Source organism: Blautia sp. AF17-9LB (genome assembly GCF_003479185.1).
Taxonomy (GTDB): domain Bacteria; phylum Bacillota; class Clostridia; order Lachnospirales; family Lachnospiraceae; genus Fusicatenibacter; species Fusicatenibacter saccharivorans.
Genome location: NZ_QUGU01000004.1, coordinates 127,427 through 149,530 on the forward strand (window position 1 = coordinate 127,427; position 22,104 = coordinate 149,530).

Here is a 22,104-nt window from a genome sequence, read left to right on the forward strand (position 1 = left end):
AGAGGGAACATTGGTAGTTGTTGACTGAGGTGGCGGTTTAACGCCACCTCCCCAATTATTCATTCAAGCATCTCAAACTCTTGCTCCCATGCCCCATATCCTGGAGAATCCAGTATTTAGACGTATCAACATCACAAGCCTGTGATGGATCAATCAGGTGAAAGTCAAAATAGGAGAGAAATGCCTGGTTGACAGAAAATTTGATAAAGTTCCATTGACTTTCTCGGCTGTAAGCTTCCATAATTTGTTCCTTCGTTTCCAGCCCCCATACGCAGCGTGGGAAATACCAGATGCTTCGCGCCCCTTTCGCATCATCAATACCATACCAGTTGAGGAGCTGACCTCTATAGAGCAGTACAAATGTTTGACCTTTGGGATGGTATTTTTGACTTAAGAGATACGCGGCTATATTTTTGAGTAAGCGTTCACGTGTTTTTTCATACAGTGTGTGTATTTTACCATCATCGCCAGCTTTCAGACTGTATAAATAAGAAAAACGTTCTTTTTCATTTTTTACAGAAGCGCCGGAAGGATCTTTCCGAAAGACCAAATACTGTTCTTTTAATGGCCCACGATTGAGTGCCTGGGCAATTACGGAATTCAATGTTATTTGATTTTCCCGATAATCGTTGACAGACAAAGTTTCGGTCCATTTGCTCTCCAGGTTCTTCCAAAGAGTTTCTTTTTCCTTCTCGTTTTTCTCACAATGTGCCATCCAATATTTTTTAAACCATCCGTTTGCCTCACGAAAATAGTCTGTCCCATTCGAAGCTTGTCGGTGGGAAGTGGGATTACTTTCCGGAGAATCCGCATGCTCAAAATGGAAGCCAAGCCAGCGTTGTAAAAAGAGTTTTGCATCACTCAAAAGTTCAGGGCGAACAAACCCATCTGAATAAATTTCATCTTCACGGTAAGTGTCAAAAATATATCCTCTTGCAAGTACAACCAGAATCTGTTCAATTCCATATAAACCGCAGTCCGTACTGAAATTTCCAGTAAGTAATTTAGGCTGAATTCTTGGCGAGCTTGATTCGGGATTTGTTATATATGCTTCGAATTCCGCTCTTTCATTCAACATGTAGTATCACTTCCTTTCAAATGAGAATCGATATCTTCCCACACAAATGCATCCCAGAAGAAATTCCGGTTTTCAGAGCTTGTTCTTGTGAGCTTATGCAATGTGGTAATAAGCTGTCCCATATCGACAGATGAATGGTCAATCAGTTCTTCCAGTTCGCGGAGACAAATACGGTAGATCTTGCGTTGTGCATTTGCATCATTATTTACGTAAAAATCACGGGCAGCGTTGTCCAGGTGTCTGATGAAGTCCGAATTTGAAGCCACATAGGAAGAGATGGGCGGAAGTTCTTCCTTAGGAGCCTTTTTTGACTTTCTTTTCTCTTCTGACTTTTCCATTTGTTTTATCGCTTTTTCTTTTAGAACATCAAAAGGGGCATCCTGTGTTGGCACCTTTATACAGGAAAGGATTAACCATAACGTTTTGTATCCCTGCTGATAAAAATGGAACAGCAGTTCTCGCCCCGTTTCATCAAGGGAAGCTTCTTTGAATCCATTTCCAATGATGTACTCCAATGCCTTTCCACGATGATCAGAAGGCTGAAGAAGCCATTGCTCCTGAAGAAGACGTGTGCGCATGTCCTGAATGGAATTGCTTTCCGTAATATGCTCTTGTATTTTACTTTTTAAGGCTGGAACCGTAATTCTTTGAAGCTGAATCGCAGTTTCTTCATCATAAATTTGAAACAAATTTCTCAGAAGATTTTCCGGTGCATAGAAAACCTCTTTTTTTTCTTCTCTTATAATAGGAAGAAGAGAATGGATGTAAAAGAAATGCGTGGATAAAATCTCACGGCATTGCGTTTCAAAAATTTTGATCGCTGCACTATTTTTAGCAGATGTTTTTTTCGGCGCGAGGAACAACTTTAAGGTATTATCGCGGACTTTTTCTTTCGCTTTGTATTTTTCCAATTCATCTCTAAAACGGCCAGGCAATTTGTTAATACAGGTTCCATAATCTGGAACAGAAAAAGTTGCGTTTGTCCGACAATCCTTTGCGGAAATCGTGAACTTCTCTTCGTTGGAAGATTTACTGTTTTTGACAGTCAAATTGCTGAAATAATAATTTTCTTCTGAGCGCAACTGTTTCCATTTTTTCAAAAACGTCAGATAGGAATTCTGATGCGTTTGCTCCTTTAGAATGGGATCTAAATTAGGGTGCTTTCCATTTTTGGCTGCATCAATTTCCAAACCGGTCAATAAGGTACAATGTTCACACGAAGGAGGAACAGGAGCTGATGAAGCATTTGGCTTTGTCACAAGTACCTGGTTCGTGGAATTTGATGATGAATTTAACGGTTTGCCATACTCGGTCTGCCCAATGGAAATGGATGCATTGGAAATCAGTCCGATCCGGTTGGAAAAGGTATTTTTGATATGTTCGAATGGAACATGTGCCTTTAATTCAACAGCAGGAGAATCCAAAGCAGGAATTGTGATAATGGGAAGAATACGGTATGGATACGTTTCTGTATCGTAGCATCCAGATGCAACTGCGTTTACAACATCCTGATCAAATATAACGTTAACCAAATCGCCGTCAAAATCAGCGCCGCCTAAACATAAAGGAGCAACGGAACCTCGTGGAACCATAACAATACCAGTTAATTTACCGAAATATTTTTGATAAACTTTAAGATGCTTTTTAAAGGAATTATAATTTACATGTCCTATTTTTGTGTAATGCACTTCATCGGTATTTGTAAAACGCCGCATAATAAACTGTTCATTTCTTGAAAGATGCGGGCTTCTGAAAAAGGCATAATAGGAAAGATAATCCCATTTTTTGTCTAACTGTTGATTTGAGGTCATAGGAAGATAGAACCGATCAAATAAATAGTATGTAAAAAAGCCGCCCATATCGGTCTCTTTTTCCAACAGGCTTACAAGCAATGGCAGCAGATCCCGGCACAAATACCGTGTTTGGCCTTCTACAAGCAGTTTTCCGCTCACCAGTTTTGTTAAAAGCCCTTTTTGAATGTTCTGCAATTGCGATTTTATATAGATATCATTTACAAGAGCAGGATTCTTAAAGAGAGCCTTTTTCCATACCGGCGATTCAGTGTCAGCAAAAATATTTTCTAATTCATCCGTGTCGTTTGCCTCATCGTCACTGACCATGTTTTCAGTATCCAGCAGACCATCACAACTTTTTAAATAATTAATGGGGTTTTTAATAAAGGAGCAATGGCTGTTTAAAATATGCTCAAATTGTGTTTCAGAAAAATCAAGGGTATTAATCATCTGATAGCTTAAATGCGTATATTTTGACTGTCCATAAGGTAAATTAGTACCCGAAATATATAATGCATGGTCGTATTTTTTTAATGCATTGCAATAAAATTCCATCGGATCAATGGTTTTACCCTCTTTTTTTGCAGCTTCACAATACTGCTTTAACCAGCTATATGCCTTAAACATACTTTTGGTAACAAAAACATGGGCTTTATACAGGTCACGTTTAAATCCAAAGGCATCAGTATACAAGTTTGTGTGTGAATCGTTATCGCTGTTATGTTCCCTTAAAAATGCGTGAACATCAACCTCATGAAGCATTCCTTTTATAAAGGGGAGCCTTATTTGAAAAGAGGTTGCGTCGGATGTTCCAAGAGAAGTATTGACATAACATGAATAGGTTGGAGTGATAAAGCCAGAACCATCGAAAGGAATATCTACATAGAAAAACTCTTCCGTTTTCGGTTTTAAAAATTGGTAATTTATTGTTTCATCTGAATTCGTTGTTTTTTCTGCTGTTAATAAGGGGACATTCCGCTGATAATTATATCCAGTCGCTGGTTTGTTTTCACGTTTACCGGAGGCTATCCGTTCGTCCTGCACAACTACAAATGTCTCAGGAGTAAGACGTAATTTTTCAGAATCAATTCTTTTGGAAGAAGACAGATACAATCCCCGGTAGGCATAATATTTACTTTCTGTTATTTTGATTTTATTTCCGAAAAAATCAATTCCTAAATTGAGACGGAGATTTAATTCATCGTAAAGAGTTTCATCAATGAACGAAATCCTGCTGTGCCGGGTCATGTTTCCACTCTTATCAAATGCAGACATATGGACAGCTTTGTCAGAATCTGGAAAATAAAGATCAAACCCATGCTCGATCAGATCCTGCGCATCTTTCTGAAGAAATTCCTGATCTTTCAGTTTCCATTTGGGATCGGAAGATTTGTCAAAGGAAAGAAAGATATCCTGAAAATCAACGATAAGGAATTTATCATATAAAGTTTTCTCCGTGACCTGAAAGGAAGAGCCCTGTTTTTTCTTCAGAACTTCATAAATCTGATGAAAAAGAGGACAATCTTCTCGCGTGATTTCCAGTGTGACCACGTAGCTGTGAACGGGGTCGGAGAAATCCAGTTTGAAACATTGATCACTTTCAGTGGGCTTTTTGGGAAAATAATCAAAAAGAGATTTGGCGTTGAGGGTTATGATTATTTGTTTGGTATTGGACATATGTTATCTCCATATTCTTAAAAAGTGTGAAAACTAATCTATTTTCGTAATGGGGGCGTGATGCCAATCAATATCTGTAAGACCTGCAATTAACTTATTCCATTCTGCGTATGCAGATAGACGTTCATCTGGAGTCATAGATGCGAAGCAAGTATGGGACTTACAAGCCTTGGAATAGTATGTGGTTAAATCGGCAATTTTTTCAACCAGTATGTCATTGTCCACCATAAAAATATAGTAGAATACCAGACCATTGGTGTATAAAACTTTTTTAAAATTTATAAGATGCCATACGAGTTGTTTATTATCCTTTTCGCTTAGAGATGATAGTTCAGAATCCGAAATAGCAGCATTTCTGGTAGTCTTTATGTCTACTGTTACATTATTTTTTTAACAAAAATTTACGAAATCCTTTTTTGGAGAAAGGCGTATTAAGTTTATAATTTCTTTGGAACAGTTATCTATGGCAATATCAATGTAATAAGTTATTCGACGAGAGCTGTCTTTATCACTGATAGTGTTGTCTTTTATTGAAGCTTGAGCTGACTTCAAGACTATTGATAATTCTGTTGGTGATTCTGTTGATGATTCTATTGATAATTTTATTGGAATATTATTAGATACGTCTTCATATACTATATTTTTTTTTATCCAATTTTCAAGACGTCTGTAATCATCAGGTGAAGGTTTGAATGATGAGGATGTATCATTAGATTTTTTAAAATCAAAGTCGAATTGATAGGATAGAGTGTCCACATTCAAAGTGCCCTCTTTCAATTCCAAAGGCTTAGCAAGGTCTATTTTTTTGATTTCGACACAACCACAAACAGAATCAGAATTTGGATCAACAATAGCAAAATCAGTGACATGACCTTGCATAAGTTTCTTTAGGTCATAATCACTCTCTGCATGTTGAGCATTATGCACATCTATGATACAAAGTTTGTCATAATCTTCCTTTAATATATTTTTTTCCCTAATCTCAACCATCTGTAATAGCATGTAAATCCATGGATACAATTCTTCTTCCTGCCCATAATATTTTTCCATGGATTGTAATTCGTTAAAATAATCTTCTACTGTAAATTCAATCTTCATGTTAATCTCCATTCTGCCAAGTTAAGATGGCTAATCAGATTTCTGACATAATTAGTATCGTGAGCAAGGCATTCTTAGTGATAAGAGGGATATGCTATTGCTCAGTTTTAGTTTTGAAAGTTGCAAAGTCTTTTTGTTACAGGAACATCTATAAAAAATAATACCCCCGGAAAAGTAATATTACAAGACGACAATCAAAATTTGTCGAATATTTTTCAGCAAAATAAGAACTTGCCGAATTTGAGCCTGCCTGCATTCTGATCGTTCGTGTTAGGAATGTCTGAATTCAACCATTTCTATTTAACGCAGCGCACAATGGAGTATTATTTTGAAAATCTTACAGGAAAGAGAGGTGCATGAAAATGATTGTGGACAGTAGAAAAATAGAATAGAAACAAAGACAACAGAATACAACCAGTGTGCTGTCTGTCCAGTGTGAAAAAGAAGACAAGAACAATACAAGACAATAAAAATAATACCCCCGGAATTTTGTCAGAGGATTTGATGCTGACTACTTTTCGGGAAAAATAAAAAAATGGAGGACATCCAACATGTTAAATTCTAAGTTATTTGAAAATCCCGAATATGAAGAACAGCAGTTAAATCCGAATGTGTATTTAAGGGCACAGCAATATGCGAATGAATACGAGTGCCCACATTGTGGCTTCAAAGGCGGTCTGGTCGTGAGCCAATCTGATTGCGACAAATATGAATGCCTGAACTGCGGTCATCGAGGCAGTTTTGATCAGGAAATTGTTGATCGAAATGATGTGGAGAGTGAGTGGTTGTCATCGTACACAGAAGAAGAGCGAGAAGAAGTATACGATAAGGACTGCAGTGAATGGTAATAAAAACACCAGATAATTAAAACAATAAAAACAACACCCCCGGAAAAGCAGTCGGATAGATTTGATCTATTCGGCTGCTTTTTTGCAAGGGCAGGGAAAGGAGAACACAAATGGGCAAAAAACATAAAAATTTTGTAGTATTTCTGGATGTCGATGGCGTCCTGAATACCAGGACCACCGTCCAGCAAACCCCAAAAGGATATCAGGGAATTGACGATGCGCGCGTGGAGGTTCTGGCAAAGACAATCAGCAAGTTTGGCGGAGCGGATATCGTTCTGTCATCTGACTGGAAGGAACTAGAACCCACAGATGAAGATTACAGATATCTGGTTTCCAAGCTCGCCCGATATGGCCTGATTATATCGGGACACACGCAGGACAGGATGTACAAAAGAGGTGCCGGAATTGCAGCATACCTGGAAGAACATCCAGAGATCAAAGAATATGTGATTCTGGATGATTGCAGATTTGATTTCCAGAGTTATCCAAAACTTTGGGAGCGGCTGCTGCTTACCGAGGGGATAGAGCAGGCTCGGTTCGCAGCCGGAACGCCGGCTGTGGAGACGATGGTATTTCTGAATTATGTAAAATTATTTTAACCAAATGGAGGAAAAGCAAATGAAGAGCAAAGTAATTGGATGGAACATCAATCAGCGCAGTGGTATGGGAAAGGGGATTCCACAGTTTGTGATCGATGAACTGATCGACCAGAATGCAGACATTATTGTGTTAACAGAACTGTTTCAACACAGCACGATTGGTTATTTCTGGGCTGAGATGGAGCGAGCCGGATATCAGCATGCAGTCACGCAGAATGATGGAACAAATGAAGTTGGAATTCTCTGGAAGAAGGACGTATACACTTTTCTTGCAGTGGATGATTCGGTGGTTACGACGATGGAAAACAATCATCCGAATTTCTTACTGGTGGATCTGGAAGACCAGGACGGACAGCTTCTTACCGTTGCCGGATTTCGGATTCGAATGGTGGATTACAGCCAGCGTGCCGAAGAACTGGAATTTGTTGTGAATAAGGCAAAGGAAAAGAAACATCCAGTGCTTATGATTGCAGACTGCAATAACCTGCGGCGGGAGACGACGGAGGCAAGCTGGAATCTACAAGTGGTTGACCATATTCTTTCACAGGGTGGATTCGAGAGACACACGCCATGCGGTCAAAGCATCTTTGAGGAACACGCAGACAGAGGATATGCATATGAATTTGCAGAAGATCATTTGATTACACGCGATATTGTAGTTGAGCTTGGAGATTATGACAGAGAATTTGTAAGGCGCGATCGGATTGCGTATCCGTGGGGGAAAGATTTTCAAACCCATGATAAAGAACACCGCCGAAGAGTATCCGTGGAACCTGGATTTCCGGACCATGCGATCGTAAAGGGATATCTTAGTACAGAGAAAGATCAGAAAAAGTAAATCTGATGAAGCTGTAGACTATAAAAATAATACCCCCGGAAAAGTGTGACCGTTGTGTAGCAAGATGTTTGCTGATGCAGCGGTTACACTTTTTATGGGGCAAAAGGAAAGGAGGAGAATGAAAATGTTAGGAAAACTGCTTACCTTTTTGCTCACACTGTTCCTACCCTTTTTAGAAGGAACAAATATTGTATGATAAAATCGCGGATTAAAGAAAAAGGAGGAAGCGAAATGATGAAATTTGATAATGCAAAATATAGAACCGTACTCAATCTGATCAAGAAAACGGGCGAATTCAAGGGGAAAGCAGTACCCAGTAAGGCAAGGCTTCATGAGATGATTGGCGACGCACTTGGGATATCACATAATACGGTAAAGGACTGGGAAAGAGCAACATCAAATGGGCCAGATCCGAGAATTCCAGGCTTGCTGGAACAGCTGGAAGCATATCTGGAATTACCGGAGGGTGGACTGCGGGAAAGAACAGCTGAACCAATTAAACTGAATGAAGAGGAGAGAAAGATCATGAATACAACAACTGATTTTCAGAAACAGCAGATTATGGAGTGCTATGAAAGACTCAGAAAATTTGTCAGCGACATGGATATTGAGGATGAAAACGTATATTACGACATTCGCAATATGATCGAGGTGAAGAAAATTGCATTGCCGACAGCAGTATACAAGGCAATGATGAACTTCATGGATCAGGTTGTTGAACCATATGTATTTGAAGATACGACGGAGATCTTTTCCGAAGAGGAAGCAAAGCGCAATGAGAAAGGAATTGTGGAAATAAAGTCGGAGCAGGCATTTCAAAAGCTGATGGTTCGATTTATGGAGAAGCTGTCAGAACTGGATGCGAAGATCGAAACGTTTGCAGAGAGTGAGTTAAAGCCTTATCTCGAACGATAAGGCCGTGAAACAGGGCGGAGAGATATTGTCGATTTCGGTCGGGATATCTCTCCCACAACAAAGACAAGATCAGAAGAAAAAAGTTGGAGGGACAAAATGGGAAAACAAATTCAATTTACTAAGAAAGATGCTTATCATACCCCGGGCAAGGCAAAACGGGAGCGGATCAAAGTTACAACCATTCAAAAAGCCCATCTGCTGAAGAAATTCTCGAATGTCCTGCGGGATAACAAGGATGGTATCAGTTTCTGGTTCAATACAGAAAGATTCATGACAACGGCAAGAAGATATAATTTTGTAGCCTCCAGCATCCTGCGGGATATAGAATTATCAGAATATATTGAAGAGGATGAATCAGTGAGCCTCAAGACAATACGGAGATTGTTAAACTATTGTCAATACCCGGAGGAAGAGGAGCTTATGGTTGGAATTCAGGCGATCAAACATATTGGCAAGGCGTTATACGGGGATGAAGATGCCTTCCTGGAGGTCATTGACGAGGAAAGTCTGTGCTGCATGGCAGAGCAATATCTGGCAATGTAAGAGCCATAAATTTCAGAGTGCGGCAGTTCGGACAAAAATCTGACACCAGAAGGACAGTGAATCATGATACGATACTGCACAGAACTTCAGTCTGTGCAGTATCTGAACCTACATGTAGTATCAATACAGGAGGAAGAACATATGAAAAAAGAGAGCATGGAAGTCGTAGGAAGAATTGTAAAACGCGAGAGGGAGCTATTTGGCATTCGTGTAATAAAAAAGGACAACACATCAAAAGTGCGTCAGATGTACCCGGAAGCATGGCACATGTTTTACTTGTTAGAGAATGAAAATAATCTGGTTCCGCCGCTGGAAATCCAAGGTACGATGGAGGTGCTGAAAAATGATCAGATCCGCCTGCTGTGGTTCATTCATCCCATCATGATCAATGAGTGGAATATGGAGAACTGCATTTTGTTTGCCAATGAAGTAAACAGAGAGCTTGGCAACGGCGGCCGTTTCTGGGTAGATACGGAGTATTTTGATTTTGCGTATGAAGAGCGTTTTGAAGAAGAAATGCTGCAGCTTAGTGGGATGAATGTATTAGAACGGCATATGTTCGAATGGCCGCTTGGACAGTTCCGGGATATTCACATTCCGCTTATGATGCTTCTGCAGGGGAAATGGGGAGCTGAAACAGCCATTCGGTTTATCAAAGAACTCAGAGAAAATGGTTTCGTCGAAAATGAAAAATACGATCTGTTTCCGGATGCGTGATTTGAGAGCTGTTTTGGAAATGCAGCGAAATAAATGAGTACAAAGAATGGAGAAAGAAAAATGGCTAAAAAAGTGGATTACAAAAAATATAACTGCGTATTAGAGATGAGCAAATGGATGGGAAGCACACCGAAAGCCTTTAAAGCGGCAATACTGAAAGAGGCTGTGCGCCAGAATGCGAACAGCGGTGGGAAGGTGGAAAAGAAGGAAATAAGAGCATGCAGAGCCGAAAAGCATAAGAAAAGGACATGCAAATAAAAATATGGTGGAGGCGAAAGATATGACGACAATTATCTGTGAGATGGATTCTATGGAGTTGTGTGTCTGGAAGGAAAAGCATCTGCAAAGGGCATGCAGCGGAGATGAATGGATTTTCCGGGAGAAAGAAAAAGAACCGGAAGGCATCCGGGTGAATTTTGATGTGACGCATGCATATGAGATATTCAGCTGTCTGGGCAGGTATTGGGGCGATTTCAATTCTTGCCCGGACAGCGAAACCATGGGACGGGTGGCAAAAAGATGGGAAGAAAAATATGGATTAAAGCTGGTGGAGCTTTCGCATGATACGCTGACCTTTCAAAGTGATCGTCGGATTTCGAAAAAGGAGGCGGTCGAGATTACAGAAGAAACGGTGGAGCTTTGTGCAGAAATTGTAAACGGAAAAGAAAATCAGCAGATCGAGACAATCAGCAGAACAGGGAGGATTACATTATGGTGGGATTAGTGCATAGCTTAAAAAATAAAAAAGAGGTTTTTATGAATGTAAATGATCTGGCAAAACAAGTTTCTTCAATCATCACACCGCAAACCGACAATTTTTACCGCGACATCCGCATCTATGGTCATTTCTTCCACAATACAAACGACACGATGTGGTGGGGCGATGTAGGAATGAAATTTCTGACGCGCGCTCCGTTTGATGTCCGGTGGCTGCGAGAGGAAAGATTAGACGATCCATATGGCGGATTTCTGTATGACGCCACGGTAGAAGATAAAGCCCTTATTATGTTTAAACATAAATACAACCAGGAAAAATATGATAAACCTGGGGCTGATTTTTCAGCCTGTTCCTACGAATTTTTCTATTCCAATCATCCGTTTTTGCGAACCGGATTGTGGAGTGGAACCATGCGTCCACGCTATGCGTATGTTGTCGATTTGAAAAACAAAAGCTTCAAACTGGCATCCCAATGGAAAACAAAGGTACCGCCTTACGACACGAAAGAGAAGTACGAACGCACGGAGCTGAATGAAATTTACAACACGCTGCAAAAGGAACTGGATGGAATCGCAGATCAGGTGCAGGCAGAATATCTTGAGATGCAGCGGAAAGCAGCCAGAGCAGCGTATGTGAGGGCATGTTTTGATCCGGTTAACGGACGTGAGGATAAAGAAGCCTTAGAAGAATATTATCGTGCCGAGCAGGAATTTGTGAAAGCTTTGTATACCTTGGCGGAAGCTGTCCTGAAAAGAAAGGAATGCACAGTGATTTATGATTTTCTGTCGGAATCCGGTACACTGACCAATAATAGAATTTCTATGCTGGCATTTCTTGCGGCAATTGAGAAAACAAGAATCTGGTAATGGACAGAAACTTCCCGATGTAAAAGAAAGGCAACAGAAGAAGTGGCCAAAAGAGTGTCCACATGCAGGAACGGTTCCATGATAAGATAAGGCATACCCGGAAAGTAAACCACAAGTTCAATGCAAATGCCGGAGAGAAGTGGAATAATAGGAGTACATCAGAACACCGGCGGATGCATCAGAATACCGAACAGATCAGGAGGAACAACTCGATATGACGTTGAACGAACTTTTCGCAATTCAGGAAGCAGACGTAACAAAAGAATTCCTGTTGAAAGCCGGCTGGAGTGAGATCGCAGAAGAACCGGCGGAGATATTCCGGCGGAGCAGGCTGGTTCCTGACGGAGTGGAATCACATAAGGAATACAAAAGTTAAAAGAGAAATATGAGTGAGGTAGCTCAGCCATGGTAGAGCAGAGAAACCAAGCCGATCATGGGTGTGGTCGGTACAGCAAAAGATCTATTGTCGCTGGTTCGATTCCAGCCCTCACTCCTGAAACATGAAAACTCACAGTCAACGTACAAAAGAATGGAGACGAGATCACAAATGAACACAGGATCTGCAATCGAAACTGAAAGATTATTCCTTCTCCCAAGCCGGACGGACAGAGACTCCGAGGCATTTTTACAAATGCTGCGGGATGATGGCGACTTCTACATATTCTGCGGAGTCAGCCCATCCGAAAAACATGTGATGGGGTTTGCCAACTACTTTGAGAGAACCGATCATGAGCTTTGCACCTATTCCATTTTTCCCAAACAGCAGAAAGACAAGTTTATTGGTTACGTAGGCGTACATAGAGAAATGGAAGACGAATACGAAATTGAATTTTATATCGCCAGAGAATACCGAAGAAACGGCTACTGTGAAGAAGCCAGCCGAGAGCTGATTAATCAGCTCTTTGGTGATGGGGTTTCTGCAAACGGAAAGAATCTTTTCATCGATAAGCTGTATGTGACAACCCAGACAGAAAATGAACCAACGATCAGCCTGCTGCGGAAGCTGGGGTTCAGAGAAGTAGAGGACGGCCCGGTCATGGTTGTGCTGGGTAACATTTTCGAAAAAGAAGATAATTTTTTCGCACACGAAGTAGTAAAACTGGTACTGACAAAGGAGGAGTTTTCTGATGGCAATTAAATTTGAAGAACTGAGAAAATATGTTGCACGCAATGTCCGCTTATCCATCTGTTTTGAGGATGGTTATTACCACGATTATCTGATGATGTCAGACATTCCGGAACAGAAATATGCCGGCTTTTACATCTATGGAGTCGGAATGGTGGATGTGGAATTTTCCAGAGATGTCTATACGGCTTTGCCGGAACCGGAAGGAGAATGTTGGTGCAGTAAAGATGATACAATGAATCCGGCGATGGAACTTATGATTTCGGAAGAACCGCGGGATATCAAACGGAGTGTGGAACAGAAGCTTTTGTTCCGGGATCTAAAACCGTATCTGCAGATCGGCAGACATTTTTCTATCGTAAATCGAAATGACTGGTCATCTGAATACTATGAATATCGGAGTGAGATACCGGAGAAATACGATGATATGTATGTGTACGGCATCGGAATGGAAGAGTGTCCACATGTTGAGAAAATGTGGATGGATGTTCAGTATGAAACGGTTCACAGAAAGCAGATGGTGATTGTGCTTTCCAATCAGCCGAGAGAAGATCTGAGAACAGAATAAAAGAGAACTTTTTATGCAACGGAAAAAGGAAAGGAAGAGAGCCAGAGATATGGATAGAGATCACACGTTTGATTTACCAGATTTAACAGAAGACTTCTGGAAAACCGTTGTGTTTGCACAGGAGGATCCCCCTTCTGGAATGGGCGGCCCGGGATGTGTATGTCTGCTCAGCAAAGAGGGAAAAGAGTATATTTTCGGATTTGAAGAGACACCATTTTACAAAAGTACCGAGCTTTTCCCGATCTTTGAGACGACCGATGAAAGAATTGGTTATCGTCATAAATATAAAGCAGAAGATCACGGCTGGAAATATCTGGAGAAAGAAAATGCACTGATCCGGGAAGACATTCTGGATGAGTACAGCAAAGCGGCTGCGGAGGCGAAACGGGAAAAGGAAAATTTCTGGCATTTTTATGCCATCGATCTGGCCGGCCGGGCAATTGGCGTGGAGCATCTGGAACGATATGATTACATCGGAAGCGTTCTGTACAGGGAAAGAATGGATCGGGAAATGGCGGAACGCCGGAAAAAACGCGAGAAGGAGAAACTGACGGAGAACGAATTTAACTGGAAGCCGATGCATGTGAACAATATTCCGGACAATTCTGAGATGGGCGTTTACGCACTGTTGATGAGAAGGAATGACGGAAAAATCAAGGGTGTAAAATACTCGATTCTGTATCAGTACGAGGAGCACAGCCCGATGCTGATATACAGTGATGCAAAGGTGGAAGCCTATATTCTTTTCTACGCGGATTACGATGATATCATCGGTCCGTGGGATTATCATTCTGTCAGCAGACAGGAATGTGCAGAGCTTTACGGAAAAGAAAATCATTTTCCGCCGGAATTGGCATATTATGACTGGATTACGTTTTCAGATGGTGATATTCATAACTTCGGCAGATTTCTCCGCACATTCCAAAGTCTGGAAGAAGCTAAAGCATATGCGATGTATTATGCGAATGTGAACAGCGGCGGAATCAACAAGAAAACAATTCTGAAACAGGAGGAGGAATCCAGAATCGAAGATCATGTGAACCGTATTGCACATTACGAAGCATATCAGATGTATCGAAAATATTATAAAGAAATTCTGGATGCTATCAGCGAAGAAAACTGTTTCCCGGATTCCTGCAGCGGAGGCGGTGTATATCTGCGGGAGGCAATTTTAAAGAAAGTGCCGGAGATCACAGAAGAACAGCTCAGGATGATCTGGAGAGAACTTCCATTTGTGATTGAGAAGAGAACGCAGGACTGGATTGAACGGGAAAAGCAGTTCAGTGAAAATTATATCCGAAAGGCCAAAAAGCGGAAACCCGGGAAAACGAAAAGAACCGCAGATCAGATCGGGAAATAAAGGAGAGGTGCAATATGGGTATTTTAGAATTTCTGGAATGTTTTGATCCACTGACGGAAATCTGCGTTGAAGATGCCACGGAAGTCGTGTTTGAAGGAAGGGCAGAAGATTTTCCTGAAGAAAAGGATAAGGCCTATATCATCGTTCCGTCTCGCACAAACAACAGAGATGGCGTGATTAGGCTGTTTGTTTCGAAACAGGAATATTTGGAGAAAAAGTGCGGGCAAAATAAAATATATGTACTGGATGCACTTTTGGCTATTCTGTATTCTGTTATGAGAAAAAATTCTGAAGCAAAACAGGTATTTCTTACCATGGTGGAAAAAGCGGAGGACTATAATGAAATACTGCAGAAGTGGGAAAAAGCTCCTGAGAAAGAAAAAGAGCCGCTTGAACGGGAAAAACAGGGGAGATGGAAAGCTTTTCTGGAGGAAAAAGAGCATCTTCTTCGGGAAATGAAACAAATAGAACCACTTTGGGATATTTCGGGTCAGTGGATCGGATACAGCCAGGAAGAGCTGGAGTATTTTGCAGAGTATCTGGTAAGAAGAAAGAACATGCTTCTGGAAAGAAAACACACGCTGGAAGCACAAAGCTGGGCACAATGCCATGAAGATGAACTTTGCCAGATCATGAAAGCGGACTACCCAAATGAGGGGATTGCAGCGTTGGCACTGGAAAAGCAGTATGGACTGGATGAACAGCAGGCCAGAATGATTTTCGATTTGAGATTTCGATTCATGTTTGGAACAGCCAGAGATCTGGTAGAACGAGACAATATGGTAATTGGACGTATGCTTGAAATTTTTCTGAAAGATGAGGGAGGGGCAGAAGGATGATTTTCCTGGCGGGATCTGCGGCGAGCGGAAAAACGAAAAAAGCGGTTGCATATGGCTGGAAAGAGCGAAAAACCAGCGAGGATGGAGTTCTCCTTTTTTCACTGCAGCATGAAAAGAAGGAGATGTGGAAGATTCTGCAGAGCATGTACGGGCAGGAGGAGCTTTCCAAGATAGAAATTGATGATACACCAGCGATGATGGTGGAGAGAATGGCAGAAATCATAGCGCAGAAAGCAGAGAATGGAGCAATTTCTGTTTTTGTGATTGATGAAGTGCCGATGATGACAAGCAGAAAAAATTTTGCCGACAGAAAAGAAGAGCTGCGGTATATGATTGGCTTGCTGGGAAACTGCGAGAAAAAAGAACATGTTGTGATTGTAGCCGTTATTCCAGTGTCGAAATACTGTACAGAAATGCAGAAGAAAAAAGAAGTAAGTACCTGTTATGGAGAAATAGAAAAACCAGAAAATTGTCTGGTTTTCGTATAGACAAGAACCTGTCCACATATGGGATACGGCAGGTGGTAAGATAGCAGGTAGAAAGAGACAACAGAAGGATTACCAGTAAAAGCTCCAAGGGAGGTAGCAGCGAATGATTCTTTACAAATACACAGCAGACTGTTCAAAACTGAATCTGGAACAGGAGGATTCAACGAAGGAAGGATATGAGCGTCTCTATTCCAGACGGAGTGATGCTGCGGAATGGAACAGCAAGTTTTACACTGCCTACCGTACAGAAAAGAAGTTTTTCATTATGATCAGTGATATTCTGAATGGTCAGATGACGATTGTGGCTGCACTTGAGATGGAAGTGGTTCCCCGGGTATGTGTGGATTGTATTCAGAAGATACTGCCGGAAATTGAGTTGCTTGCGTATGAGGAGATCACAAATGATGCGTTTTGCAAAGAACTGGTTCGGGCAGAACGGAATAACTGGACGGAGTGTTACAGCGGGTCGCTGAAGGAAAAATTAAAACTTGCGATAGAACCAGAACATCACAGTTTTTTTGAACCTGTTGCGTATCAGGTAAGTGAACGGATTTATACCGCTCAAAATATGACCAGACAAAAGCAGGCGGAGCAGATGCAGGAAATTATGGCATCGGAAAGCTTCTATGACGAAATGGAGCGGATTTACGCCCCGGAAAATGAAAAACGTTTTGTTGGGCATCCGGTTCATTATCTGATCACAGCCGGTGACAAAGCGGCTGCGGATGATATGATAGATCTTCTGATTCCGGCACTGCTGGAGAATCAACGATTGCTGAGCGGCAGAGTTTACGATGTGCAGAAGATGACATACAAGGCAGAGCGGGAAGATAATTTTGACAATATTTTCTCCAGTGCTAGAGGCGGAACAGTGATTCTGAATCTGGAAGGTGAAAAGAGTACAGGAATGTATGCCACCGGCAATTATGATCTGGCGAAAACACTTGGGAAGAAACTGAATGAGTATGGAAATTCTACATTGTTTATCTTTGTGGACATTTCCGGAAGCCGCAGCGTATCGGATGAGACGATAGCGGAAATTCTTTCCAACGCGGATCTGATTCAGATTCAGGAAGGCCAGGGAGATCTGGAACGGGCGACGGGCTATTTGAAACGTCTGGCGGATAAGACAGAGTATCACGACTACACGATAGAAGAGCTGACGCGGTATCTTCCGAAAGAAAAGAAATTGTATTCTGTATCGGATATCTTTTCTGCCTACAACAGATGGTACGGAAGCGGATTAAAAACGCATATTTACAAGGCCTACAAACAAAAAGACCTCGTCAAAATTCAACTGAAAAAGAAGACAGACAAGCCGTATGTGGAGCTGCAGAAAATGGTAGGCCTGTCGGATGTAAAGAAAGTGACAGATGAGATTCTGGCGGCGGCCAAAATGCAGAAAATGCGGAAACAGATGGGTCTTCCGGGGGTTCAGTCATCCATGCATATGCTGTTTTCCGGAAATCCAGGGACAGCAAAGACAACCGTGGCGCGTCTGCTATCCCAGGTCTTGAAGGAAGAGGAAGTGCTGAAATATGGCCACATTGTAGAGTGCGGCAGACAGGATCTGGTCGGAAAATATGTCGGCTGGACGGCACAGATTGTTGAGAGTAAATTTCAGGCGGCGCGTGGCGGCATTCTGTTTATCGATGAGGCGTATTCTCTTGTAGAAGACAACCGCACGTATGGCGCCGAGGCGATCAATACCATTGTGCAGGAGATGGAGAATTACCGGGATGAGGTCATTGTCATTTTTGCAGGATATCCGGAGAAGATGAAGGAGTTTCTGGAGCAGAATGAAGGTCTTGCAAGCCGCATTGCCTTTCACCTGAATTTCCCGGATTACTCACCGGTAGAACTGACGCAGATTCTGGATCTGATGCTGGAAAAATCGGAATACCGGATGGACGAAAGAACAAGGGAAAAATGCTTTTCCATCTGCGCCGATGCCTGTCGGGAAGAAAATTACGGCAATGGACGGTTTGTCAGAAACCTGCTGGACCACGCTATCATGCGCCAGGCAGACCGCCTCATTCGGGAACATCAGAATGGTACGCTGGGAAAAGAGGAGGCCTGTCTTCTGACGGCGGACGATTTCGAGATGATCGGTCTGAAAAAGAAACCGCAGAGCCGGCAGATCGGATTTTGTGCCGGTTGAACAGCATAAAAAATCAGCAAAAAAAATTAAACCAGCGGTTAAGTGCAGAAAACGAAAGCATGTGATACAGTATATACATGAAGATTGCGGGAGTGCAAAGCACGTAGCAATCTGGTATCAAAGGGGTCAAAAAACCTTTTGACCCCAACGTCTATATATAACAAAACACAAATATTCACAAAAAGACCAGAAAGGGGGAGTGAACACATGAAGTTAAGCGAGCTGTTGAATGTGTTGAAAACAGCAGAAACTGCGGAAGAGATGGATGTGAGACGAGAAGAAATCGCAGCGCTGATTCCGGCCGTACGAACCATGTTCGGCTATGATCAGAAGAACAGTGCACATCAGTATGACTTATGGATGCATTCCCTCCATGTGGTCTGCAATCTTCCGCGGAGGATGGAAAATGACATGGTCTATCTGGCGGCGCTGCTGCACGATATCGGAAAGCCAGAAGCGCAGTGCAGGGGAAAACGCGAGGGTGATCCGGACATGCATTACTACGGTCATCCCGAAAAAAGCATGGAAATCGTGCGCGATATCGTGATCCCGGAGCTGGACCGGCAGGGGTATGTGATTCCGTGTTTCGATGTACAGGAACTTCTTTATTACGTGAAATACCACGATGATCATGTCAGTGTGAAATTAAAGCACGTCAGACGCCACACAAAAATGGCCAGCTTTGCGATGTTTCAAAACCTGATGCTGCTACAGACGGCAGATGCCAAAGCACATATCCAGATCCCTGTTATCGCCGAGCGGGCAGAAATCTGCGGACGGCTTGCCGGTGAGGAAGGCAGACTTCTCTATCAGAAAATTCTGGATGGGGAGTAGGCTGATGAGCCGAAGCTGTAAAAAAACGCCCGTCAGCAAAGGCCGATGCAAAAATTCCCGTTGGGCAAAGCGCGCGGCAAATAAGAGGGTTCGACGGGCGAAAACACTGTGGGGAAAATCAAAAGCATTTCGAAAAATTTCTGAGACATGGGATATCTGCGACTGGAAATTTTACGGTGAGAGACCCTGAAATCCGAATCGGGAAGAAAAAAATCACTGGGAAAAATGCTATTACAGAAAATGATCTGGAAAAGATGCATGAAACCATGGATGAATTATGAATCAAGATCCCGAAAGGAAATCCTGAGCTGGGGACAGAAGACAGAAACACTAAAATAACAGAATAAGGCGGTAGTTTAACGGGCAAAACCTGTGCAGAAAAAAAGGTTTCATGTTTGTGGAACACACAGCAACTTTTTGAGGAGAATAGGGAGGCACAGAATGCAGGTTCAAGTCCTGCCCGCCTTACGCGAGTGAGGTAGCTTAAAAGAAAGAGCGCGAAAAAACGGTCATGTGCGTGACCGTAACGGCAAACTTTTTTCCAGTGGTAATGGCGAAGATGCCGGTTCAAATCCGGCCCTCACTCAGAAAAAAACAGAAGAGCAAACGAGAAAGAATGGAGTCCATAGATCCAGAAAAGGATGTCTGGAGAAAACAGTGGAAGGAAAGGAGCGGCAGCGATGGATTTTGCAGAATGGATACGGGAGCAGGCGACAAAAACTTATACAGAAAATGGAGCAGCAGCACGGAACACAACCGGCGATGCGCGGCTGGATCTGTTTGCGACAATTGGATCCCTGCGCAGAGCGGATCCGGAAAGAATTGAGCTTCTGTTTGCGGAAGCATATCAGGCAGACCCGCTGTTCGCATTGAAAATCCTGTTTTATGCGCGTGATATCCGGGAAGGTCTCGGCGAGAGACGTGTCTTTCGGATTCTACTACAGTATCTTGCCGAGTACCATCCGCAGGCAGTTATTGCCAACCTTGACCTGATTGGTGTTTTCGGCCGTTTTGACGACTGGTACTGCCTGATCGGAACTGGCGTTGAGGACGAGATGTGGAGTGCCATGAAGCAGCAGCTGGAAGCAGATCTGAAAAACTTCCAGGAGGGAAAAAGCGTTTCCCTGCTTGCTAAATGGATCAAAACGGCAGACTCTAAAAATACGGAGACGAGAAAACTCGGCATTCTGACGGCGCAGAAACTCGGCTATCCGGTTTACAACTTCAAAAGAATCGTCCGTTCCCTGCGGAAATATATCGGCGTGCTGGAAGTGAAAATGTCAGAAAGAAAGTGGGAGGAGATCGTTTACCCGGAGGTCTCCGGAAGAGCCATGATGATTTACAGGAACGCATTTCGAAAACATGATGAAAAGCGTTTTAACCAGTATCTGGCGAAGGCACTGGATGGAAAAGAAAAGATTCATGCGGAGACGCTGTACCCGTACGATCTCGTGGAAAAAGTTCTGTATGGACGTCAATGGAATCAGGTATTGGAGGCGCAGTGGAGGCAGCTGCCGGATTATGTGGCGCAGGAAACGAATGCAATTGTCATTGCAGATGTTTCCGGTTCCATGAGTGGAAGACCCTTGGCGACATCCATTGGTCTTGCTATTTACTTTGCAGAGCGGAACCGGGGCGCTTACCACAATCTTTTCATGACGTTCAGCCAGAAGCCGGAATTTGTTTCTCTGAGAGGGGAAACCTTGCTGCAGAAAATCAAATACGTCGAGCGTACGGAATGGGGGATGAATACTAATCTTCAGGCTGCATTTGAGCGGGTTCTGGAAACAGCGATGGATCACGATGTACCGCCGGAAGAAATGCCGAAAGCGCTGATCGTTGTATCTGACATGGAGATCGACAGATGCGGAGACCGCAATTGGATGTTTTATGATCATATGAAAGAAAAGTACGAGTATTGCGGCTACCAATTACCGAATATTATTTTCTGGAATGTAGACAGTCGAAACGATATTTTCCATGCCGACAGTCGGAGAAAAGGTGTCCAGCTATACAGCGGCCAGTCGGTTACGACATTCCAGAATCTCCTGAACAATATTGACAGCACGCCGGTTAAATCGATGGAAAAAGTGATTGAGAGCGAGCGGTACGCATGCGTCAGAATTGGAAATGCGGCATAAAAATGTTAAAGTTAGCAGTATGGATAGAAAGCTTTCAAAAGATGTAAAGCTGATATTGAAAAAAAGAATGCAGAAGAATAAAGGAAAAGAGGACACTATGGCATCAAGCATGATTCACTTGGCAATTGTACAGGAGATGAGAAAGAAAGTCTCGTTTCGAGATATCAACCGCCTGTTCCTTGGGGTGATTCTGCCGGATGGGGCGGTGGCGGGAAATAGCCATTTAAAGAAGAAAATCTGCGAAAATACCAGATACACATACGATCTCGAATGTTTCCGCGACAGATACGGGAAATACATGGAGAAGGATGATTTATATCTCGGCTATTATCTTCATCTGATCCAGGATATGCTGTATCGGAGATTTATGTATGGGGAGCATGGCTGGAATTCGAGCGTTCCTGGAAATGTAGAAAAACTGCATCGTGACTACGAGATATTAAATGAATATGTTTCGAAAAAATATGGACTTTTCCAGGAAATGATCCAGGAGCTGGATCTTACAGAAGAGCCATTGGCACAGCTTGCTGAATTCGATGTGAAAGGTCTTATAAAAGAAGTCCGCGGGGAATTCGTCCAGAGAAAAGAAGAGAAATTGTCCATCCTTACCAGACAAATGGCCAACGAGTACATCGTACGCGCGACGGAATTCTGCGTGGAAGAGCTAAAGGCACTGTCCAAAGGGAAATCAGGTCTGGACAGTACTGTGTGGAGCTGGGAAAAACCAGAAAACATATCACATGAAAAATTAAACCAGAAGTTAAATGCAAAAATCGAAAATATGTAATATAGTATATACAGAACAAAGCACGGACATTCACAAAAAGAACAGAGACGTGCAGAAAGCAGGAATGCAGCAGACACATTTATGAGTGCAGACCGCAGGCATACAATGTG

Annotated in this window: 22 protein-coding genes and 2 tRNA genes; 21 read left to right on the forward strand and 3 right to left on the reverse strand. The window is 42.5% G+C overall.

The annotated features are described in order from the left end of the window. Nucleotides 1–55 precede the first annotated feature (55 nt). The 3 genes from DWX00_RS06025 to DWX00_RS06035 all read right to left on the reverse strand — a co-directional run bounded on the left by DWX00_RS06025 (nucleotide 56) and on the right by DWX00_RS06035 (nucleotide 5,646). A complete protein-coding gene (locus DWX00_RS06025) occupies nucleotides 56–1,078 on the reverse strand; it encodes a hypothetical protein (RefSeq protein WP_118594843.1) in 1,023 nt (340 codons plus the stop codon). Next, nucleotides 1,072–4,548, reverse strand: a complete 3,477-nt coding sequence (locus DWX00_RS06030) for an RNA dependent RNA polymerase (RefSeq protein ID WP_118594844.1) — start codon at nucleotides 4,546–4,548, stop codon at nucleotides 1,072–1,074. The genes DWX00_RS06025 and DWX00_RS06030 overlap by 7 nt, the downstream gene beginning before the upstream one ends. A gap of 390 nt (nucleotides 4,549–4,938) precedes the next feature. After that, on the reverse strand, nucleotides 4,939–5,646 hold the full coding sequence (locus DWX00_RS06035; protein WP_118594845.1) for a hypothetical protein: 708 nt from the start codon (nucleotides 5,644–5,646) through the stop codon (nucleotides 4,939–4,941). A gap of 551 nt (nucleotides 5,647–6,197) precedes the next feature. On the opposite strand from DWX00_RS06035, the gene DWX00_RS06040 reads away from it, so the two are divergent. The 21 genes from DWX00_RS06040 to DWX00_RS06125 all read left to right on the forward strand — a co-directional run bounded on the left by DWX00_RS06040 (nucleotide 6,198) and on the right by DWX00_RS06125 (nucleotide 21,994). Then, a complete protein-coding gene (locus DWX00_RS06040) occupies nucleotides 6,198–6,494 on the forward strand; it encodes a hypothetical protein (protein WP_118594846.1) in 297 nt (98 codons plus the stop codon). 110 nt (nucleotides 6,495–6,604) lie between these two features. Beyond that, nucleotides 6,605–7,093: an HAD domain-containing protein gene (locus DWX00_RS06045; protein ID WP_118594847.1), complete on the forward strand. Its 489-nt coding sequence runs from the start codon at nucleotides 6,605–6,607 to the stop codon at nucleotides 7,091–7,093. Between the two features lie 19 nt (nucleotides 7,094–7,112). Beyond that, nucleotides 7,113–7,931: an endonuclease/exonuclease/phosphatase family protein gene (locus DWX00_RS06050; RefSeq protein WP_118594848.1), complete on the forward strand. Its 819-nt coding sequence runs from the start codon at nucleotides 7,113–7,115 to the stop codon at nucleotides 7,929–7,931. Between the two features lie 231 nt (nucleotides 7,932–8,162). After that, nucleotides 8,163–8,846 carry a hypothetical protein gene (locus DWX00_RS06055; protein WP_147398239.1) on the forward strand — a complete coding sequence of 228 codons (684 nt, stop codon included), beginning with the start codon at nucleotides 8,163–8,165 and terminating at the stop codon, nucleotides 8,844–8,846. A 96-nt stretch (nucleotides 8,847–8,942) separates the two neighbouring features. Further along, a complete protein-coding gene (locus tag DWX00_RS06060) occupies nucleotides 8,943–9,389 on the forward strand; it encodes a hypothetical protein (protein WP_055228067.1) in 447 nt (148 codons plus the stop codon). A 141-nt stretch (nucleotides 9,390–9,530) separates the two neighbouring features. Beyond that, nucleotides 9,531–10,106, forward strand: a complete 576-nt coding sequence (locus DWX00_RS06065) for a hypothetical protein (RefSeq protein WP_055228066.1) — start codon at nucleotides 9,531–9,533, stop codon at nucleotides 10,104–10,106. A gap of 60 nt (nucleotides 10,107–10,166) precedes the next feature. Beyond that, nucleotides 10,167–10,364 (forward strand): hypothetical protein, encoded by a 198-nt coding sequence (locus DWX00_RS06070; protein ID WP_055228065.1) that lies wholly within the window; start codon nucleotides 10,167–10,169, stop codon nucleotides 10,362–10,364. Nucleotides 10,365–10,386: 22 nt separating this feature from the next. Further along, on the forward strand, nucleotides 10,387–10,830 hold the full coding sequence (locus DWX00_RS06075) for a DUF4253 domain-containing protein (RefSeq protein ID WP_055220049.1): 444 nt from the start codon (nucleotides 10,387–10,389) through the stop codon (nucleotides 10,828–10,830). Between the two features lie 32 nt (nucleotides 10,831–10,862). Next, entirely contained in the window at nucleotides 10,863–11,690 is an 828-nt protein-coding gene (locus DWX00_RS06080; protein ID WP_147398240.1) for a hypothetical protein, read from the forward strand. A gap of 214 nt (nucleotides 11,691–11,904) precedes the next feature. Next, nucleotides 11,905–12,066, forward strand: coding sequence for a hypothetical protein (locus DWX00_RS19575; RefSeq protein WP_158578767.1), 162 nt, complete (start codon nucleotides 11,905–11,907; stop codon nucleotides 12,064–12,066). A 12-nt stretch (nucleotides 12,067–12,078) separates the two neighbouring features. Further along, a tRNA-OTHER gene (locus tag DWX00_RS19580) sits at nucleotides 12,079–12,183 on the forward strand. Nucleotides 12,184–12,237: 54 nt separating this feature from the next. Further along, nucleotides 12,238–12,828, forward strand: coding sequence for a GNAT family N-acetyltransferase (locus tag DWX00_RS06085; protein ID WP_055228064.1), 591 nt, complete (start codon nucleotides 12,238–12,240; stop codon nucleotides 12,826–12,828). After that, on the forward strand, nucleotides 12,818–13,384 hold the full coding sequence (locus DWX00_RS06090) for a hypothetical protein (RefSeq protein ID WP_117509817.1): 567 nt from the start codon (nucleotides 12,818–12,820) through the stop codon (nucleotides 13,382–13,384). The genes DWX00_RS06085 and DWX00_RS06090 overlap by 11 nt, the downstream gene beginning before the upstream one ends. Nucleotides 13,385–13,433: 49 nt before the next feature. Further along, nucleotides 13,434–14,744 (forward strand): hypothetical protein, encoded by a 1,311-nt coding sequence (locus DWX00_RS06095; RefSeq protein WP_055228062.1) that lies wholly within the window; start codon nucleotides 13,434–13,436, stop codon nucleotides 14,742–14,744. A gap of 14 nt (nucleotides 14,745–14,758) precedes the next feature. Next, nucleotides 14,759–15,583 carry a hypothetical protein gene (locus DWX00_RS06100; protein ID WP_055228061.1) on the forward strand — a complete coding sequence of 275 codons (825 nt, stop codon included), beginning with the start codon at nucleotides 14,759–14,761 and terminating at the stop codon, nucleotides 15,581–15,583. Further along, nucleotides 15,580–16,071 carry a DnaB-like helicase C-terminal domain-containing protein gene (locus DWX00_RS06105; protein WP_055228060.1) on the forward strand — a complete coding sequence of 164 codons (492 nt, stop codon included), beginning with the start codon at nucleotides 15,580–15,582 and terminating at the stop codon, nucleotides 16,069–16,071. Before DWX00_RS06100 ends, DWX00_RS06105 begins: the two co-directional genes overlap by 4 nt. A gap of 103 nt (nucleotides 16,072–16,174) precedes the next feature. Next, nucleotides 16,175–18,232 carry an AAA family ATPase gene (locus DWX00_RS06110; protein ID WP_118594850.1) on the forward strand — a complete coding sequence of 686 codons (2,058 nt, stop codon included), beginning with the start codon at nucleotides 16,175–16,177 and terminating at the stop codon, nucleotides 18,230–18,232. A gap of 207 nt (nucleotides 18,233–18,439) precedes the next feature. Beyond that, a complete protein-coding gene (locus tag DWX00_RS06115) occupies nucleotides 18,440–19,066 on the forward strand; it encodes an HD domain-containing protein (RefSeq protein WP_117804915.1) in 627 nt (208 codons plus the stop codon). 345 nt (nucleotides 19,067–19,411) lie between these two features. Then, nucleotides 19,412–19,534, forward strand: a tRNA-Phe gene (locus DWX00_RS19585). Between the two features lie 212 nt (nucleotides 19,535–19,746). Continuing rightward, nucleotides 19,747–21,207, forward strand: coding sequence for a DUF2828 family protein (locus DWX00_RS06120; protein WP_055228117.1), 1,461 nt, complete (start codon nucleotides 19,747–19,749; stop codon nucleotides 21,205–21,207). A gap of 97 nt (nucleotides 21,208–21,304) precedes the next feature. After that, nucleotides 21,305–21,994 (forward strand): hypothetical protein, encoded by a 690-nt coding sequence (locus tag DWX00_RS06125; RefSeq protein ID WP_117814101.1) that lies wholly within the window; start codon nucleotides 21,305–21,307, stop codon nucleotides 21,992–21,994. The last annotated feature ends 110 nt before the right edge of the window (nucleotides 21,995–22,104 follow it).